An 18,298-nucleotide genomic window follows, 5' to 3' on the forward strand; every position below is an offset into this window, starting at 1 on the left:
AGGCCGGCAATTTCAGCAAGGGCATCAGCGACGGTGTCGCGGCGATGCTGGTAGTGCTGGGCGGAAATCCGTTGGACGAGCCGTCCACGGTGTATGAATCGGCCGGCGGGAAGGATACCGAGCATCTGGCAGACAAAAACAGTCAAGATGAACAACATCACCAGAAATACGAACAACGCCGGATGCCGCGAGACGAAGTCGTCCGCAGGATCGCCGGCCGATTCATACACCGTGGACGGCTCGTCCAACGGATTTCCGCCCAGCACTACCAGCATCGCCGCGACACCGTCGCTGATGCCCTTGCTGAAATTGCCGGCCTTGAACGACGGCGTGATCACCTGATGAATGATCACCGAGCTCTGCGCGTCGGTCAGCCGGTCCTCCAGCCCGTAGCCGACTTCGATGCGCAATTTGCGCTCGTCCCGGGCGACGATCAACAGGGCGCCGTTGTTCTTGTCCTTCTGGCCGATGCCCCAATGCCGGCCGAGTTCGACGCCATAGTCCTCGATGGTCGCGCCTTGCAGATTCGGCAACGTCACCACCACCAACTGTTCGCCGGTCGCCTGCTCGTGGGCCTGCAATTGCTGGCTCAGTTGCGTGCGCACCGACGGCTCGATCATCTGCGCATCGTCCACCACCCGCCCGGTCAGCGCCGGAAAGGTCAACTCGGCCCGGGCGCTGACGGCAAACAGCCACAGCATCAGCACCAGGCCCATCTTCAACACACGCATGGGCATCCCCGGCTCAGAACTTCACTTCCGGGGCCTTGTCCGCGCCGGGGCTGGTGGCTTCGAAGGTCTCGCGGATCGGCAAATTGCTGTACATCACGCTGTGCCACAGACGACCGGGAAAGGTGCGGATCTCGGTGTTGTACTTCTGCACCGCCAGAATGAAATCCCGACGCGCCACGGCGATGCGGTTTTCCGTGCCCTCGAGTTGCGATTGCAGGGCGAGGAAGTTCTGGTTGGCTTTCAGGTCCGGATAGCGTTCGGACACCACCATCAACCGGCTCAAGGCACCGGTCAGCTGATCCTGGGCCTGCTGGAACTGCTTGAGCTTTTCCGGGTTGTCGAGAGTGCTGGCATCGACCTGGATCGACGTCGCCTTGGCCCGGGCCTCGATCACGGCGGTCAGGGTTGCTTCCTCGTGTTTGGCATAGCCCTTCACGGTTTCCACCAGATTGGGGATCAGGTCGGCGCGGCGCTGGTACTGGTTCTGCACCTGGCCCCAGGCAGCCTTGGCCTGTTCGTCGAGGGTGGGGATGTTGTTGATGCCGCAGGCGGTCAACAACGTGGCCAGCACCAGCAGGGTGGCGACCTGCAAACGCGAGCGGTAGACAGGACTGACATTCATCGGACGGGTGCTCCCTTGCACATTTCATGAATAATGAATCGCGAAACATTCTCAGCCGACGGTTGGGGCATAATCGCCCCCGCCACTGGATTGCGGCGGGCCGATGGGCTAAAAAGAGGCCCTGCGCGATCACGTCGCCGAAACGTTCGACGTACATTCGGCTGTCGTTTTCTGAATCAGCACCCGAACAACAATAGTCGCTCCCTACATTTTGGCTGGCCGGTGTTGTAACGCCGTTTAGGCCCTTGAGAAAACTATTCATGAAGAAGCTGTGTTTGCTGGGCCTGTTCGTCAGCCTGGCCAGTCATCAAGTACTGGCCGCCACGACCCCGGTCCCCCTGGAAAACAAGGATGCGTTCATCAGTAATCTGATGAAACAGATGACCCTCGACGAGAAAATCGGCCAGTTGCGCCTGATCAGCATCGGCCCGGAAATGCCCCGCGAGCTGATCCGCAAAGAGATCGCCGCCGGCAACATCGGCGGCACCTTCAACTCGATCACCCGCCCGGAAAACCGTCCGATGCAGGATGCTGCCATGCGCAGCCGCCTGAAGATCCCGATGTTTTTCGCGTACGACGTGATCCACGGTCACCGTACGATTTTCCCGATTCCACTGGCCCTGGCGTCGAGCTGGGACATGGACGCCATCGGCCAGTCCGGGCGCGTTGCCGCCAAGGAAGCCGCCGCCGACAGCCTCGACATCACCTTCGCGCCGATGGTCGATATCTCCCGCGACCCGCGCTGGGGCCGCAGCTCCGAAGGTTTCGGTGAAGACACCTACCTGACCTCGCGCATCGCCAAAGTCATGGTCAAGGCCTATCAGGGCGACACGCCGAGCGCGGCCGACAGCATCATGGCCAGCGTCAAGCACTTCGCCCTGTACGGCGCGGTCGAGGGCGGTCGCGACTACAACACCGTCGACATGAGCCCGGTGAAGATGTACCAGGACTACCTGCCACCGTACCGCGCAGCCATCGACGCTGGCGCCGGCGGCGTGATGGTGGCGTTGAACTCGATCAACGGCATCCCGGCCACCGCCAACACCTGGCTGATGAACGATCTGCTGCGCAAGGACTGGGGCTTCAAGGGCCTGGCGGTCAGCGACCACGGCGCGATCTTCGAACTGATCAAGCACGGCGTGGCCCGCGACGGTCGGGAAGCGGCGAAGCTGGCGATCAAGGCCGGCATCGACATGAGCATGAACGACACCCTGTACGGCAAAGAGCTGCCGGGGCTGCTCAAGTCCGGCGAGATCGAACAGCAAGACATCGACAACGCGGTGCGTGAAGTCCTCGCCGCCAAATACGACATGGGCCTGTTCAAGGACCCGTACCTGCGCATCGGCAAGGCTGAAGACGATCCGGCCGACACCTACGCCGAAAGTCGCCTGCACCGCGCCGATGCCCGTGAAGTGGCGCGTCGCAGCCTGGTGCTGCTGAAGAACCGGAACGAAACCCTGCCGCTGAAGAAAACCGCCAAAGTCGCGCTGGTCGGCCCGCTGGCCAAGGCCCCGATCGACATGATGGGCAGCTGGGCGGCCGCCGGTCGTCCGGCGCAATCGGTGACCCTGTTTGATGGCATGAGCAATGTGATTGGCGACAAGGCGAACCTGATCTACGCCCGTGGCGCCAACATCACCAGCGACAAGAAGGTGCTCGACTACCTGAACTTCCTCAATTTCGACGCGCCGGAAGTGGTCGATGACCCACGCCCGGCCAACGTGTTGATCGACGAGGCGGTGAAAGCCGCCAAGGATGCTGACGTGGTGGTCGCGGCCGTGGGCGAGTCCCGTGGCATGTCCCACGAATCGTCGAGCCGCACCGACCTGAACATCCCGGAAAACCAGCGCGAGCTGATCCGTGCCCTGAAAGCCACCGGCAAGCCGTTGGTGCTGGTGCTGATGAACGGTCGTCCGCTGACCATCCTCGAAGAGAAAGAGCAGGCCGACGCGATTCTGGAAACCTGGTTCAGCGGTACCGAGGGCGGCAACGCCATCGCCGACGTGCTGTTCGGCGACTACAACCCGTCGGGCAAACTGCCGGTGACCTTCCCGCGCTCCGTGGGCCAGATCCCGACCTACTACAACCACCTGAGCATTGGCCGGCCATTCACGCCAGGTAAACCGGGCAACTACACTTCGCAGTACTTCGATGACACTACCGGCCCCCTGTTCCCGTTCGGTTACGGCCTGAGCTACACCGACTTCAGCCTGAGCGACATGGCGCTGTCCTCGACCACCCTGAACGCCACCGGCAAGCTCGACGCCAGTGTCATGGTCAAGAACACCGGCAAGCGTGACGGCGAAACCGTGGTGCAGCTGTATATCCAGGACGTCACCGGGTCGATGATCCGTCCGGTCAAGGAGCTGAAGAACTTCCAGAAAATCATGCTCAAGGCCGGCGAGCAGAAAGTCGTGCACTTCACCATCACCGAAGATGACCTGAAGTTCTACAACGCCCAGCTCAAGTACGCGGCCGAGCCTGGCAAGTTCAACGTGCAGATCGGCCTGGATTCCCAGGACGTGACGCAGCAGAGCTTTGAGTTGCTGTAATCCCCTCTCCGCTCGATCGTTCCCACGCTCTGCGTGGGAATGCCTCAATGGACGCTCTGCGTCCGCTTTGGGACGCGGAGCGTCCCGGGCTGCATTCCCACGCGGAGCGTGGGAACGATCAATCGGGGGCAGCGACTAGCCGCGACGATCCAGGAGGTTGACCACCACCCGATCCACCCAGCCCCAGATCCGCTGCTTCACCCGCCGCCACAGTGGCCGTTTCCGCCATTCCTCCAGGCTCACCTGCTGACTCAGGCCGAAGTCCTTCTCGAAACTCGCCGCCACCGCTGCCGTCAGTGACGGGTCCAGCGCTTCCAGATTCGCCTCAAGATTGAAGCGCAGATTCCAGTGATCGAAATTGCACGAGCCGATGCTGACCCAGTCGTCCACCAGCACCATTTTCAGGTGCAGGAAACACGGCTGGTACTCGTAGATTTTCACCCCGGCCTTGAGCAGGCGCGGGTAGTAGCGATGCCCGGCATAACGCACCGACGGGTGATCGGTGCGCGGCCCGGTCAGCAGCAGGCGCACGTCGAGGCCACGGGCGGCGGCCTTGCGCAGGGAACGGCGGATCTTCCAGGTGGGCAGGAAGTACGGCGTGGCCAGCCAGATCCGCTGCTGGCCGCTGTTCAGCGCGCGGAACAGCGATTGCAGAATGTCGCGATGCTGGCGGGCGTCGGCGTAGGCCACGCGGCCCATGCCCTCACCCGTGTCCGGCACGCGCGGCAATCGTGGCAGACCAAAATGCGCGTTGGGCCGCCAGGCCCGGCGATGGCGGTTGGCGATCCATTGACGGTCGAACAGTAATTGCCAGTCGAGCACCAGCGGGCCGGTGATTTCCACCATGACCTCGTGCCATTCGCTGGTGTCGTGGCCCGGCGTCCAGAACTCGTCGGTGACCCCGGTCCCGCCAACCACCGCCAGACGCTGGTCGACCAGCAACAGCTTGCGATGATCGCGATAGAAATTGCCGACCCAGCGCCGCCAGTTCAGCCGGTTGTAAAAACGCAGCTCGACCCCGGCTCCGGTCAGCCGCCGGCGCAACGTGAGGGTGAAGGCGAGACTGCCGTAGTCGTCGAACAGACAACGCACCCGCACGCCCCGCTCCGCCGCCAGCACCAGCGCCTGCACGATGGTTTCGGCACAGGCGCCAGCCTCCACCAGATACAGCTCCAGTTCGATTTGCTCGCGGGCGCGGGCGATCTCGTCGAGCATGCGCGGGAAGAATTGCGGGCCGTCGATCAACAGCTCGAAGCGGTTGCCATCACGCCACGGAAACACCGCGCCGCGCATGTCAGCGCGCCGTGAAGATCAGCACCGCACCCACCGGCACCGACAGACTGATGGCCGACAGACCGGCCATGTTGCGCAGGCTTTCCAGGCCTGGCAGCAGATCGAAATCCTCGGCACTGATCACCAGCGGCTCCAGGGTCACCACCTGAAAGCGTCGGTCATCGAGGCGCGTGGCGAGCAGCTCGGCGGGGTATTCGTGCTGTTTGCCGTGCAGGTTGACGGTCAGCGGCAGGCGCAATTCAAGCTGCGCGCCGGGGGCCAGATCGTTGATCGGGCGCAGGTCGATCTGGGTGGTGATGGTCGCTTCGGGGAATTGTTCGATCTGGAACAACTCCTTGCGCATGCGCTCGTCGCGCAGCGGGATGCCGCTGTTGATCGAGTCCAGCTCGACCTCGACCACGGCGCGCCCGTCGGGATCGACCTTGCCGTGCAGCACCAGAAAGCGCTGCACTTCGGATACGTTGGCGTTTTTCGTGCTGACGAACGACAGCCGCGACGACTCGCCGTCCAGATACCAGTTGGCCTGGGCCGGCAGCGCAGCGGCGCCCAGCAGCAGGCCGGCGAAGGCGTTGCACAGAGAACGGTTGAACATTGAAAACTCGTGGGGCCGATAAACGTGCACGAACCTTAACTGGCCTTGGCGTTATTGCAAACTGTCAGTCTGTGCAAACACTCAGGCCAATGCCTGCTGCACCTCGCCGATAGTCGACGCGAGGCTGTTGAGGTGCAGGCTCAGCACCCGTTCCACCGGCGCCTGATCCATTGGCCAGTGCAGCGCCATACTGCCGACCAGCCGCCCTTGCGCACGAATCGGCAACGCCACCGCGCGAATCAGGAACGGCAGGCGCACCGGGTATTCCCAATAGCCTTCGGTGCGCTGGCCGAAGCCCTGATGCAAGGCTTGTTCGGTGGCCTGCAATACACCGTCATCCGCCAATTGTTCGCGCTCGGCCAGACGTTTCACGTCCTGGCTGTCGAGTTCGCCAAGGCAGGCCCGGCCCATGGCCGAATGAAACAGGCTGGCGTGATGGCCAACGATCTGACAGTTGTTCGGATAGCGTTTGCGCAAGATCTGCGGAATCGCACTTTCCATCACTTCAACCCGTTCGCCGTCGAAGCACGACAGATCCGCCACCAGCCCGGTACGCTCGCTCAGCTCCAGCAGCATCGGCGCGGCGCTTTCCACCAGGTGGCGTTTGAAGCGTTGCTGTCGATCACCGAACAGCCGTTTGGCGCACAACCGGTAGCGGCGGTCGCTGAGGCCGCGATAGATCCAGCCCTGCTCCTGCAAGGTCGCGAGCATGCGCGACACCGTGGCCTTGGGCAGAGTCGTCAGGTAGTGCAACTCTTCCAGCCCCAACGCCTGATGCTCGCCGAGCAACTCGACGATGGCCAGCGCCCGTTCGACCGAGCGCACGCTACCGGTGTCTGCCTTGCTGCCCATGTGTTCGACCTCCATGGATACGGATGAAAGATCACTTCGTGCAGCAAGATGCGGGCCGCTCAGGCCGATTGCAGGCATGCCGGCGGTCGCCGTTCGACCCAGCGGGTCAGCTGTTCATGGGCGTAGGCCAGTTGCAGCACCGCCCGATCCGCCTGGGCCGGGCCGATGATTTGCAGGCCCATCGGCAACCCGGCCGGGTTGAAACCGACCGGCACGCTGATGCTCGGCAACCCCGCCAACGTCGGGCCTATTACCACTTCCATCCAGCGGTGATAGGTGTCCATGGTCTGCCCGCCGACAACTCGCGGCCACGCTTGCTGTGCATCAAAAGGGAACACCTGGGCGGTGGGCAACAGCAGGAAATCGTAACGCTCGAACAACTCGCTCAACGCGCGATACCACTCGCTGCGCGCGACCGACGCCTGATAGACCTCGGCAGCGGTCAGACGCAGACCGCCCTCGATTTCCCATTGTGCTTCGGGTTTGAGCAATGACCGTTTTTGCGGATCGGCATAGGCGGCGCCAAGGCTGCCCTGCACCAGAAAATGCCGGTGCGTGAGCCAGGTCTGCCACAGGCGTTCCATGGAGAAGTCCGGCTGACAGGCCTCAACGTGACAACCTAGGGTGCTGAAATCCGCCAGCGCCGCTTCGCACAGGCTCAACACGCCGTCGTCCATCGGCAGATAGCCGTTGTAATCGCCGAGCCAGCCGAGACGCAGGCCGCTGCAGTCCTGTTGCAGATCCAGGCTGAAGTCCCGTGGTTCATCGGCCAGCGACAGCGGCACGCGCGGATCGTAGCCGGCCTGGGTCGAGAGCAATCGCGCGACGTCGGTGACCGTGCGCCCCATCGGCCCTTCGGTGGCCAGTTGCTGGACGAACACTTCCGGCATCGGCCCATGGGGCACACGCCCTTGGGACGGGCGGAAGCCGAACACGTTGTTGAACGCCGCAGGGTTACGCAGCGAGCCCATCATGTCACTGCCGTCGGCCACCGGCAGCAGGCGCAGGGCCAGTGCCACGGCCGCCCCGCCGCTGCTGCCGCCGGCAATCACGCTCGGATCGTAGGCGTTGGTGGTGGTGCCGAACACGCTGTTGTAGGTCTGCGAACCGAGGCCGAATTCCGGGACGTTGCTCTTGCCGATGATGATCGCGCCGCAGTCGCGAACCCGCGCCACACTGATCGCATCGTGCCGCGGCGCTTGCTCGGCGAACAGCGGCGAACCCAAGGTCGTGCGCAACCCGGCGGTGGCCGCCAGGTCCTTGATCGCCTGAGGCATGCCGTGCATCCAGCCTCGGGACTCACCGCGATCCAGTTGCCGATCACACTCATCGGCCTCGCGCAGCAGCACGTCTTGCGGGCGCAGCGAAACCAGCGCATTGACCGCCGGATTGAAGCGATCAATGTGCGTCAGGTAGGCCTGCATCACCTCACGGCACGACACCTTGCGGGCATGGATCACCCGGGACAGCGCATCGGCGTCGAGGGCGACAATCGGATCAATGGCCAACGGACTCAAGGTTTCACTCCCAGGTTGAGCGCAACGGATTTCTTCGCGCGTGGTGCCTCCTGCAAACAGTAAGTACCGAGCAGGGTCAGCAGGCAAGCGAACAAGACATAGAACGACGGCGCCACCGGGGTGTTCAGAACTTTACTCAGCCAGGTGACGATCAGCGGCGCAAAACCACCGAACACCATCACCGCCACGTTGTAGGCCACCGACACGCCGGTGGAGCGCACCTCAATCGGAAACTGCTCGGCCAGCGCCGTCGGCGCCGGGCCGAAGAACCCACCAATCGCCGCGCACAGCAGCAGTTGCATCACCAGCAAACGCTCGATCGAAGGCGCCGCCGCCACCCACACATACAGCGGATAGACCATGACGAAAAACGCCAGGGTGAAGGCCATCAGCACCGGCCGCCGACCGAGGCGATCCGACAGCGCGCCGGACAATGGAATCACCACAGTCATCAGCCCCACCGCAAGCATCTGCACCAGCAGCACTTGATCCAGCGGCAGGCCGAGGTTCTTGTGGGCGAAGGTCGGCATGTTCACCAGCACCACGTAGAACGACACCGTCGCCCCGCACGCCAGGCCCATCGATACCAACAGGCTGCGGCGATGTTCGCGCAGCACCTGCCACAGGCCCGGTGCTGCGCCTTTGGCTTTCTTGCGCGCTTCAAGAAACTCTTCCGGTTCCTCCATGTGCTTGCGAATCCACAAGCCCACCGGGCCGATCAACAGGCCGAGCACGAACGGAATCCGCCAGCCCCAACTGTCCAGCGCTTCTGGGGAAAACAGGTGCGTGACCAGCGCCACCATTGCCGCGCCGCTGAACACCGCCAGGCATTGCCCGACCAGTTGCCACGAACCGTACAAACCCTTGCGATGGGCCGGCGCGCTCTCCACCAGAAACGCCGTGGCGCTCGCATATTCACCGCCCGTGGCAAAACCCTGAAGCATCCGCGCCACCACGATCAGCAACGGCGCGCCCATGCCGATGGCGGCGTAGTTCGGCGCGAACGCGATCAGGGCGATGGACACAGTCATCAGGCGGATGATCATCTGCATCGCGGCTTTGCGCCCTTTGCGGTCGGAATAGATGCCGAGCAGGATGCCGCCCACCGGGCGCATGAAAAAGCCGACGCCGAAAGTCGCCAGCGCCATCAGCAGCGAGGCGTAGTCGTCGTCGGACGGGAAAAACTGCCGGGCGATGATGCTCGCCAGAAAGCCGTAAACGATGAAGTCGTACCATTCCAGGGCGTTGCCGATGACGGCGGCGACCACTTGCCGGGTGCGCGAAACGCCTGCGTTCGAAGTCTGCATGGGGATTCTCCAGAAGCTGTGGGTTGACCACGCAGGCGCGTGCGCACCTGCGTTCCAGCGGCAGCAAAAAGTGAAGAAATCAGGCCGGCTTGAGCCAGCTCTCGGTGAGCGCGCCCCAATACGCCGCGCCGGTCAGCAGAATGTCATCGTTAAAATCGTACGCCGGGTTATGCACCATCGGCCGTGCCACGCCGTTGCCGATGAACAGGTACGCGCCGGGGCAGCGCTGGAGCATCCAGGCGAAGTCTTCGCTGCCCATCAGTTTCGGAGTGTTGCCATCGACGGCATCGGCGCCCACCAGTTCGACGCCGACCTGACGAGCGAACTCGGTTTCGGCGGCGTGGTTGACCAGCACCGGATAGGCCGGGCGGTGTTCGATGGTCGAGGTGCAGCCGAAGCTTTCGGCCTGGGACTCGATGATCGAGCGCACGCGGTCCAGTGTCTGAACGCGGACTTCGGCGTTCAGTGCACGCAGGCTCAGGCGCAGGATCGCCTGTTGCGGGATCACGTTCGCAGCCTCGCCGGCCTGTAGCGCGCCGACTGTCACTACCGCCGCCTGCTGCGCATCGATATTGCGCGCGACCACGGTTTGCAAAGCCATCACCACACTGGCTGCGGCCACCAACGGATCCACCGCCAGATGCGGCATCGAGCCGTGACCGCCAACGCCTTCGATGGTCACCGTGAGCAAGTCCTGCGAAGCCATCATTGGCCCTTCGCGAAAGCCCAGATGTCCCGCCGGCAGGCCCGGCATGTTGTGCATGCCGAACAGCGCGTCGCACGGGAAGCGTTCGAGCAGGCCATCGGCAAGCATCGCTTCGGCCCCGCCCTGCCCCTCTTCGGCGGGCTGGAAAATCAGCGTCAGGGTGCCGTCGAACTGACGGGTCGCGGCCAGATAACGCGCCGCGCCGAGCAGCATCGCGGTGTGCCCGTCGTGGCCGCAGGCGTGCATGCAGCCTTGATGCCGGCTGCTGTAGACGACGCCGGTGTTCTCGATGATCGGCAGCGCATCCATGTCGGCCCGCAGCCCGAGTCTGCGTGTGCTGCTGCCGTTGCGCAGCACGCCGACCACGCCGGTCTTGCCGACCCCGGTGTGAACTTCATAACCCCACTCTTCGAGCGACCTGGCGACCAGCGCCGAGGTGCGGCTTTCCTCGAAACCGAGTTCAGGGTGGGCGTGAATGTCCTGGCGGGTGGCGTGCAGGTCGCCGGCCACATCGTTGAGCCAGGCCAGAATGTGCTGATGTCGGGGCATGACGGATCTCCTCGCGCGGGTGTTCCCGGTCTTTTTGTTCGGTGTTGTTTCACGACACGTGAACGGCAGGTCGTGCTCACCGCCAGATAACCGCGAGACACGCGAGAGGACAATCGAATGTGGTTCCACAGGGTGGAACCGGATCAGGGTTGCAGGCGACAGCCCTGGCGGTCGCCCTGCCATTGGGCGCTGTTGCTGCGTCCCAGGCCGCTGGCGGTGACGATTTTTTGCGTGCGGTCATCGGTCAGTTCGCTGGGCAGCCACTGCTTCACGTAGCCCCGGCAATACTCGGCGTCGTTGTTCATGACGTAGCGGCACGAGCAATATTCCTTGGCGGTGTAGGCGCTGATGATGTCCGGGAAGGCCCACAGGTTTTCGCGCTCGTGCCAGCCCCAGCCCAACAGCACGATCAACAGCACCAGCAGGATGCGTCTGAACACTTTCATGGCCGCACCGCCCCGAGCACGCGCTTGAGCAATTCGTTGTGGCGATAGCTGCCGTCGCGGTCATCGGCGTAGCGCACGATCAGCAGTTTTTCGCTCGGGATCACGTACAGCGCCTGGCCCCAGTGGCCGAGGGCGGCGAAGGTGTCGGGCGGTGCGTCGGGCCATGGAGAGGGCGCGCCGTCTGCCGGGCGATTGAGCCACCACTGGCCGCCGGGCACGGCTTCATCCTGATGGGCCTTGTAGCCGGCGAAGGGTTGGCGGTTGAAGGCGACCCAATCCTTGGGCAGCAACTGCCGGTCGTTCCAGCGTCCGTCCCGTTCCATCAGCAGGCCGATTCGCGCCAGATCCCGGGCCGTCATATAGGCATAGGAGGAGGCGACGAAGGTGCCCGTGGCGTCGGTCTCCCAGGTGGCATGGCGGATGCCCAAGGGATCGAAAAGCGCTGTCCACGGATAGTCCGGATAACGTTGCGGACCGACGATGGTTTTCAGCGCTGCGGCCAATAGATTGCTGTCGCCGCTGGAGTAACGAAACGCCTGACCCGCTGGCGCGTAACGGTCGTGATCGGCGGTGAAGGCGGCCATGTCGCGGTGGCCGCGGGTGTAGAGCATCGCCACCACCGAGGATTTCAACGGGGCGTATTCGTAGTCTTCCTGCCAGTCGATGCCCGAGGCCCAGTGCAGCAGATCCTTGATCGTGACGGCCGGGTGTTTTTCCAGCACCGGGTAATATTTCGCGGCCGGGTCATCGAGCTTGAACAGGCCTTCGCCGTACGCCACGCCGAGCACCGTGGCCATCAGGCTTTTGCTGATCGACCAGGTCAGGTGCGGCGTGTCGGCGCTGGTCGCAGCGGCGTAGCGTTCGTAGATGAGCTGGCCGTCGCGGATCACCAGCAAGGCGTCGGTGCGGATGCCTTGGCGGGTGTTGTCATCGCGGGTCGGGAAGGCATAAGCCTCCAGTGCCTCGACGGCTGGGCCGGTGAGTTTCGCGCCGGTCGGCCACTGCTCGCCCGGCCATTGTTCGGCCTGAACCGTGAAGCTGATCAGCAGCAGAAACAGGGACAGGCCTTTGAACATGGTGAGGGCTCTGGGGATGAACCTGAGAAGACTAGCCGGCGTTCATGACAGATGTGTTTTGGTTTGCCGCCAACGCCTTGGCCAGGCGTTTGGCCCGCGCACCCGCCGCCAGTTGCATGACCGACTGATCGCGCTGCCACATCGCCGCCCACTCAGGATCGCCGTTGCGCAGGGTCTGATCGACTTCCGCTTTCAACCCGTCGAACTGCGCAAACAATCCGCCGAGCAACACATGCCCGACGGGATTGTTCGGCGGCTGGCGACTGACCTCCGCGCACCCGGCCAACAGCGCCAGCAAGCGCAATTGCAGGGGCTGCGGCCAGCCGCTGTCCTGACCGACGCCGTACAACCACGCAGTCATTGCACTCAACACGTAAACGTCTTCAAGGGTGCGGAACGGCTTGACGTAAGCATCCCAGCCATCCCCCGCGAGCAACTCGCACAACGCATCGTCGAGATGCAGCCGGCCATGGCTGACGTCCGGCACCAACGGCAGCGCCGGGAGTTTTTCCACCCGCACGCCGGGTTCGCCGGGGTACACCACCGCCAGACTCAGGCGCGGTGATTCGCCGTGTTGTTCACTGCGCGCGGCGATCAGCAGCCAGTCCGCCGCATCGCCGGCGGTGACGAAATCCTTTTGCCCGGTGAGGCGCAGATCCGTGAGTCGGGTCTGCATGTCCGCCGGGCGCAGGCTGCGCTGCTCGGTTGCACACAACGCGCCGAGGCTTGGCGGCGCGCTCGGCCAAAGCATGCGCAACGCCGCCTGATAACCCACCAGAAACGCCAGCCCCGGCGTCGCCATTCGCCGCCCTCCCGCCACCGCCAGTTCGAACGGCGTCACGCTGCCCAGTTGCTGCAGCAACGTGGCGAAGCCCTCGGCCAGATCGGCAACGGCGGGCAGGCGTTCGCGGCATTCAAGCAGGGTCGACCAGGTCATCAGAGGCTCCTCGTGGGCTGTCATATAAGCATCACCAAACATTCATGGCGATGACACCGGGGCTACATAGCCTGACTTTGCACAACACGGCTGCATAAAGAAAGTCGATCGGCTGCAACCCATGACGGGTTCAAGGCCCGTACGGAGATTCACATGACTCAGATCGCCCGCATCAGCGACACCGGCAATGAACGCCGCCTGCAAGCCGAACGCCTGATCGGCGCCGAAGCCTTGCAGCAAGCCCAGGCCTTGCGCTTCAACGTGTTCAGCGGCGAGTTCAACGCCAAGCTGAACGGCGCGGAGCTGGGTCTGGACATGGATGACTATGATGTTCACTGCAGCCACATCGGCGTGCGTGACCTGAACACCGGCCGCCTGGTGGCGACCACCCGTTTGCTCGATCACACCGCCGCCAGCAGCCTGGGCAAGTTCTACAGCGAAGAAGAATTCAGCCTGCACGGCCTCGCGCATCTACAAGGCCCGATCCTGGAAATCGGCCGCACCTGCGTCGACCCGGCCTACCGCAACGGCGGCACCATCGCCGTGCTCTGGGGCGAGCTGGCCGAAGTGCTGAATCAGGGCGGCTACAGCTATCTGATGGGTTGCGCGAGCATCCCGATGCAGGACGGCGGCATACAGGCCCACGCGATCATGCAGCGCCTGCGCGAACGCTATCTGTGCACCGAACACCTGCGCGCCGAGCCGAAGAACCCGCTGCCGAGCCTCGACATTCCGTCGAACGTGATCGCCGAAATGCCGCCGCTGCTCAAGGCCTACATGCGCCTGGGCGCGAAGATCTGCGGTGAGCCGTGCTGGGACGAAGACTTCCAGGTCGCCGACGTGTTCATCCTGCTCAAGCGCGACGAACTCTGCCCGCGCTACGCCAAGCACTTCAAGGCGGCCGTGTAATGAGCCGGCTGCGGGTGTACGCGCGGATCGCGCGAGTGCTGCTGGTGGTGACACTTGGGTTGAGCATGGCCGGTGTCTTCGGGGTTTTCGAGCGCCTGGGCCTGGCCCATTCGATGGAGCGTCGGCAGCGCTGGTCGCGGTTTTTCATGGCGCGTCTGAGCAATGCCCTGCCCTTTCGCGTGACCGTCCACGGTGAGCTGCCGAAGCAGCCGATGCTGTGGGTTAGCAACCATGTGTCGTGGACCGACATTCCGCTGCTCGGCATGCTTACGCCGCTGTCGTTTCTGTCCAAGGCCGAAGTACGCACCTGGCCGGTGGCCGGTTGGCTCGCGGCGAAGGCCGGCAGCCTGTTCATCCGTCGCGGATCGGGCGACAGCCAGTTGATCCGCAAGCAGATGACCCGTCACCTGCAAACCGCTCATCCGCTGCTGATGTTCCCGGAAGGCACCACCACCGATGGCCGTTCGCTGCGCACCTTTCATGGTCGCCTGCTGTCGGCGGCGATTGATTCCGAGGTGAAACTGCAACCGGTGGCGATCCGTTACCTGCGCGACGGCAAGATCGATTCGCTGGCGCCGTTCATTGGTGACGATGATCTGCTGTCGCACCTGATGCGCCTGTTCAGCAACGACTGCGGCGATGTCGAAATCCATCTGCTCAAGCCGATTGCCTGTCAGGGTCGGGAGCGCGCGGCATTGGCGTACGAGGCCCAGCAAGCGGTGCAGAAAGCCTTGTTCGGTGATGTGCTCAAACCGGTCGAAGCGCAACACGCCCGCGATCTGATCGCAGCCTGAGCGGCGACTTCTATCTACAGCTGCCGGCCGGCAAAGTCCTGCAGCTGTGGGTAGAACAAACGGAAGTCTTCGCTCAACGGTTCATACAACCGCCGCAACTCCTCCATCGCCCCCGCCAGTTCTTCGGGTCGGGTCAGGCGTCGGGAGATCCCTCGCAACACCTGCTCCAGCACTTCGAACTCCTGATACGAACCCAACCAGTCATTGGCGACCATGTGCGGGGCGATCTTCGCCAGGCGCTCGGGCAATTGCCGCTCGCTGGACAGCACGCGGTAAACGTCGGTGGTGAATTGGCCGAGCGGTCGGTCGGCGTACTGCGTCCAGTCCCGCGCCAGGCAATGGTCGAAAAACACGTCGAGGACGATGCCGGCGTAACGGCGGCGGGTCGTGGAGAATCGCGCCAGTGAAGCATCCACCAGCGGATGGTGGTCGGTGAACACATCGATCTGCCGATGCAGGGCAATCGCCGCTTCGATCTCCGGGTCGAACTGCCCTTGCAGCCGCCCTTTGACGAAATCGCCATACAGACTGCCGAGCAGTTGACCGGGGCGCTGGCCACCGAGGTGTAAATGTGCGAGATAGTTCATGGGCGCAGCTTAGCACCGCGCCCGCGGTTGTTTACACCTCACATATCGTTATAACCCGATATACCGATTTATGCGGTCGTCAGATCAAATTCATATTGGTGTATCGCGAAGTACCGATATAAAGTTCGCCTCATCGCGATATAGCGCTACACACATCACGAGCACCCAGCCATGAACATTGACCTCGACGAAATAATAAAAGCCCTGGCACACCCAGTACGGCGAGACATCCTCAACTGGCTGAAAGACCCGAAAGCCCAGTTTCCGGAACAGATCCACAACCACGAGTACGGCATCTGCGCCGGGCAGATCGATCAACGCTGCGGCCTGTCACAATCGACCGTTTCCGCCCACCTGGCCACCCTGCAACGGGCCGGGCTGATCAGCAGCCAGAAGGCCGGCCAGTGGCACTTTTTCAAACGCAACGAGGACGTGATCCAGGCGTTCCTCAGCACCCTCAGTAAAGAGCTCTGACCCTTAACGTCAGCCAGCCAAAAGGACCAGACAATGCCCCTCTCGCTACTCATACTCGCCTTGAGCGCCTTCGCCATCGGCACCACCGAGTTCGTCATCATGGGCCTGCTGCCCAATGTGGCGGCTGACCTCGGTGTGTCGATCCCCGGTGCCGGCTGGCTGGTGACCGGCTACGCCCTGGGCGTGGCGATTGGTGCGCCGTTCATGGCAATGGCCACTGCAAAACTGCCGCGCAAGGCTGCACTGGTTACGCTGATGGGCATCTTCATTATCGGCAACCTGCTCTGCGCCATCGCCACTGATTACAACGTGCTGATGTTCGCCCGAGTGGTCACCGCCCTCTGCCACGGTGCGTTCTTCGGCATCGGTTCGGTGGTCGCGGCCAATCTGGTGGCACCGAACAAACGCGCCTCGGCCGTGGCCCTGATGTTCACCGGCCTGACCCTGGCCAACGTGCTGGGTGTACCGCTGGGCACCGCCCTCGGTCAGGAAGCCGGCTGGCGCTCGACCTTCTGGGCAGTGACCGTGATCGGTGTGATCGCGCTGATCGGCCTGATCCGCTTCCTGCCGGCCAAGCGTGACGAAGAAAAACTCGACATGCGCGCCGAACTGGCCGCGCTCAAGGGCGCCGGCATCTGGCTGTCGCTGAGCATGACCGCGCTGTTCGCCGCTTCGGTATTCACCCTGTTCACTTACGTCGCTCCATTGCTGGGCGATGTCACCGGCGTCTCGCCCCGTGGCGTGACCTGGACCCTGATGCTCATCGGCCTGGGCCTGACCGTCGGCAACATCATCGGCGGCAAACTGGCCGACAAGGGCCTGGCCGCGACGCTGATCGGCGTGTTCATCGCCATGGCCGTGACCTCCACCGTCCTGACCTGGACCAGCATCGCGCTGATCCCCACCGAGATCACCCTGTTCCTCTGGGCTACCGCGTGTTTCGCCGCCGTGCCGGCTCTGCAAGTGAACGTCGTGACCTACGGCCAGGCCGCACCGAACCTGGTGTCGACCCTGAACATCGGCGCCTTCAACGTCGGCAACGCCCTCGGTGCCTGGGTCGGCGGCAGCGTCATCGCCCACGGCTACGGCCTGACCAGCGTGCCTCTCGCCGCTGCTGCGCTGGCGGTTCTCGCGCTGCTGGTGACCCTGATCACATTCCGCCAGAACGGCAATCCCGAGCTGGCTACCGCTAACTGATTCACTCACTTACCTCACGAGGGTTGTATCTCATGGCAACAATTTTCGATCCGATCAAACTGGGCGACCTCGAGCTGCCCAACCGCATCATCATGGCGCCGCTGACCCGCTGCCGCGCCGACGAAGGCCGCGTACCCAACGCGCTGATGGCCGAGTACTACGTACAACGCGCCTCGGCCGGCCTGATCCTCAGCGAAGCCACGTCGGTGACCCCGATGGGCGTCGGCTACCCGGACACCCCGGGCATCTGGTCCAACGATCAGGTGCGCGGCTGGACCAACGTGACCAAGGCCGTTCACGCCGCCGGCGGCAAGATCGTCCTGCAACTGTGGCACGTCGGCCGGGTTTCCCACCCGTCGTACCTGAACGGCGAAGCGCCGGTTGCACCGAGCGCCATCCAGCCAAAAGGTCACGTCAGCCTGGTTCGCCCGCTGGCCGACTATCCAACCCCGCGTGCACTGGAAACCGCTGAAATCGCCGACATCGTCGACGCCTACCGCGTCGGCGCGGAAAACGCCAAGGCGGCCGGTTTCGACGGCGTGGAAATCCACGGCGCCAACGGCTACCTGCTCGACCAGTTCCTGCAAAGCAGCACCAACCAGCGTACCGACAACTACGGCGGCTCTCTGGAAAACCGTGCCCGCCTGCTGCTGGAAGTGACCGATGCTGCGATCGAAGTCTGGGGCGCCGGCCGTGTTGGTGTGCACCTGGCACCGCGCGCCGACTCCCATGACATGGGCGACGACAACCTCGCAGAGACCTTCACCTACGTCGCTCGCGAACTGGGCAAGCGTGGCATCGCCTTCATCTGCTCCCGCGAGAAAGAAGGCGCCGACAGCCTCGGCCCACAACTGAAAGAAGCCTTCGGGGGCGCGTACATCGCCAACGAGCGCTTCACCAAGGACAGCGCCAACGCCTGGCTGGCCGAGGGCAAGGCTGACGCCGTGGCATTCGGCATCCCGTTCATTGCCAACCCGGACCTGCCGGCCCGTCTGAAGGCCGATGCGCCGCTGAACGAACCGCGGCCAGAGCTGTTCTACGGCAAGGGCCCGGTCGGCTACATCGACTACCCAACGTTGTAATCACTACGCCTTGCAATTCAAAAGCCCCGGCCTCGTAAGAGCCGGGGCTTTTTGTTGATCAGGGGGGGGGGGGGG

At 63.5% G+C, this 18,298-nt stretch carries 18 protein-coding genes; 6 read left to right on the plus strand and 12 right to left on the minus strand.

Annotated features, from left to right (window positions below; genetic code table 11):
* The coding region (locus L6D74_RS29555; RefSeq protein ID WP_236191637.1) for a TPM domain-containing protein at window positions 1-731 on the minus strand (731 nt) is incomplete at its 3' end.
* Between the two features lie 13 nt (window positions 732-744).
* On the minus strand, window positions 745-1,353 hold the full coding sequence (locus tag L6D74_RS29560) for a LemA family protein (protein ID WP_039771481.1): 609 nt from the start codon (window positions 1,351-1,353) through the stop codon (window positions 745-747).
* 260 nt (window positions 1,354-1,613) lie between these two features.
* On the opposite strand from L6D74_RS29560, the gene bglX reads away from it, so the two are divergent.
* Entirely contained in the window at window positions 1,614-3,905 is a 2,292-nt protein-coding gene (bglX, locus tag L6D74_RS29565) for a beta-glucosidase BglX (RefSeq protein WP_236191641.1), read from the plus strand.
* Between the two features lie 135 nt (window positions 3,906-4,040).
* On the opposite strand, the gene L6D74_RS29570 is transcribed toward bglX, so the two are convergent.
* The 9 genes from L6D74_RS29570 to L6D74_RS29610 form a co-directional block, all read right to left on the minus strand.
* A complete protein-coding gene (locus L6D74_RS29570) occupies window positions 4,041-5,198 on the minus strand; it encodes a phospholipase D-like domain-containing protein (protein WP_236191642.1) in 1,158 nt (385 codons plus the stop codon).
* A 1-nt stretch (window position 5,199) separates the two neighbouring features.
* Window positions 5,200-5,790, minus strand: a complete 591-nt coding sequence (locus L6D74_RS29575; protein WP_085605441.1) for a YceI family protein — start codon at window positions 5,788-5,790, stop codon at window positions 5,200-5,202.
* An 81-nt stretch (window positions 5,791-5,871) separates the two neighbouring features.
* Complete coding sequence (locus L6D74_RS29580; protein ID WP_221398882.1) at window positions 5,872-6,642, minus strand: IclR family transcriptional regulator; 771 nt, start codon at window positions 6,640-6,642, stop codon at window positions 5,872-5,874.
* A gap of 59 nt (window positions 6,643-6,701) precedes the next feature.
* Complete coding sequence (locus tag L6D74_RS29585) at window positions 6,702-8,159, minus strand: amidase (RefSeq protein WP_236191644.1); 1,458 nt, start codon at window positions 8,157-8,159, stop codon at window positions 6,702-6,704.
* Complete coding sequence (locus L6D74_RS29590; RefSeq protein WP_064594013.1) at window positions 8,156-9,466, minus strand: citrate-proton symporter; 1,311 nt, start codon at window positions 9,464-9,466, stop codon at window positions 8,156-8,158. The genes L6D74_RS29585 and L6D74_RS29590 overlap by 4 nt, the downstream gene beginning before the upstream one ends.
* A 79-nt stretch (window positions 9,467-9,545) precedes the next feature.
* Window positions 9,546-10,721 (minus strand): M20 aminoacylase family protein, encoded by a 1,176-nt coding sequence (locus tag L6D74_RS29595; RefSeq protein ID WP_236191646.1) that lies wholly within the window; start codon window positions 10,719-10,721, stop codon window positions 9,546-9,548.
* Window positions 10,722-10,864: 143 nt separating this feature from the next.
* A complete protein-coding gene (locus L6D74_RS29600; RefSeq protein ID WP_236191647.1) occupies window positions 10,865-11,167 on the minus strand; it encodes an amidase in 303 nt (100 codons plus the stop codon).
* The gene (locus L6D74_RS29605; protein ID WP_236191648.1) at window positions 11,164-12,243 is read right to left on the minus strand and encodes a serine hydrolase domain-containing protein; all 1,080 of its coding nucleotides are present in this window, start codon (window positions 12,241-12,243) and stop codon (window positions 11,164-11,166) included. Before L6D74_RS29605 ends, L6D74_RS29600 begins: the two co-directional genes overlap by 4 nt.
* Before the next feature lie 31 nt (window positions 12,244-12,274).
* The gene (locus L6D74_RS29610; protein ID WP_236191649.1) at window positions 12,275-13,180 is read right to left on the minus strand and encodes an acyl-CoA dehydrogenase middle domain-containing protein; all 906 of its coding nucleotides are present in this window, start codon (window positions 13,178-13,180) and stop codon (window positions 12,275-12,277) included.
* A 153-nt stretch (window positions 13,181-13,333) separates the two neighbouring features.
* Between L6D74_RS29610 and olsB the strand changes: the two genes are divergently transcribed.
* Together olsB and L6D74_RS29620 are read left to right on the plus strand one after the other, a co-directional pair.
* On the plus strand, window positions 13,334-14,089 hold the full coding sequence (olsB, locus tag L6D74_RS29615) for an L-ornithine N(alpha)-acyltransferase (RefSeq protein ID WP_064594004.1): 756 nt from the start codon (window positions 13,334-13,336) through the stop codon (window positions 14,087-14,089).
* Complete coding sequence (locus L6D74_RS29620; protein WP_236191650.1) at window positions 14,089-14,883, plus strand: lysophospholipid acyltransferase family protein; 795 nt, start codon at window positions 14,089-14,091, stop codon at window positions 14,881-14,883. Before olsB ends, L6D74_RS29620 begins: the two co-directional genes overlap by 1 nt.
* 14 nt (window positions 14,884-14,897) lie before the next feature.
* Here the strand turns inward: L6D74_RS29620 and L6D74_RS29625 are convergent, their stop codons facing one another.
* Entirely contained in the window at window positions 14,898-15,470 is a 573-nt protein-coding gene (locus L6D74_RS29625) for an acyl carrier protein phosphodiesterase (protein ID WP_236191651.1), read from the minus strand.
* Window positions 15,471-15,641: 171 nt separating this feature from the next.
* On the opposite strand from L6D74_RS29625, the gene L6D74_RS29630 reads away from it, so the two are divergent.
* Genes L6D74_RS29630 through L6D74_RS29640 form a run of 3 tightly spaced genes read left to right on the plus strand, consistent with a single transcriptional unit; the run spans window position 15,642 to window position 18,223 of the window.
* Window positions 15,642-15,944, plus strand: coding sequence for an ArsR/SmtB family transcription factor (locus L6D74_RS29630; protein WP_007957866.1), 303 nt, complete (start codon window positions 15,642-15,644; stop codon window positions 15,942-15,944).
* 33 nt (window positions 15,945-15,977) lie between these two features.
* The gene (locus L6D74_RS29635) at window positions 15,978-17,141 is read left to right on the plus strand and encodes an MFS transporter (protein WP_011332833.1); all 1,164 of its coding nucleotides are present in this window, start codon (window positions 15,978-15,980) and stop codon (window positions 17,139-17,141) included.
* A gap of 32 nt (window positions 17,142-17,173) precedes the next feature.
* On the plus strand, window positions 17,174-18,223 hold the full coding sequence (locus L6D74_RS29640; RefSeq protein WP_236191652.1) for an alkene reductase: 1,050 nt from the start codon (window positions 17,174-17,176) through the stop codon (window positions 18,221-18,223).
* Window positions 18,224-18,298: the final 75 nt, after the last annotated feature.

Source organism: Pseudomonas pharyngis, assembly GCF_021602345.1.
Taxonomy (GTDB): Bacteria; Pseudomonadota; Gammaproteobacteria; order Pseudomonadales; family Pseudomonadaceae; genus Aquipseudomonas; species Aquipseudomonas pharyngis.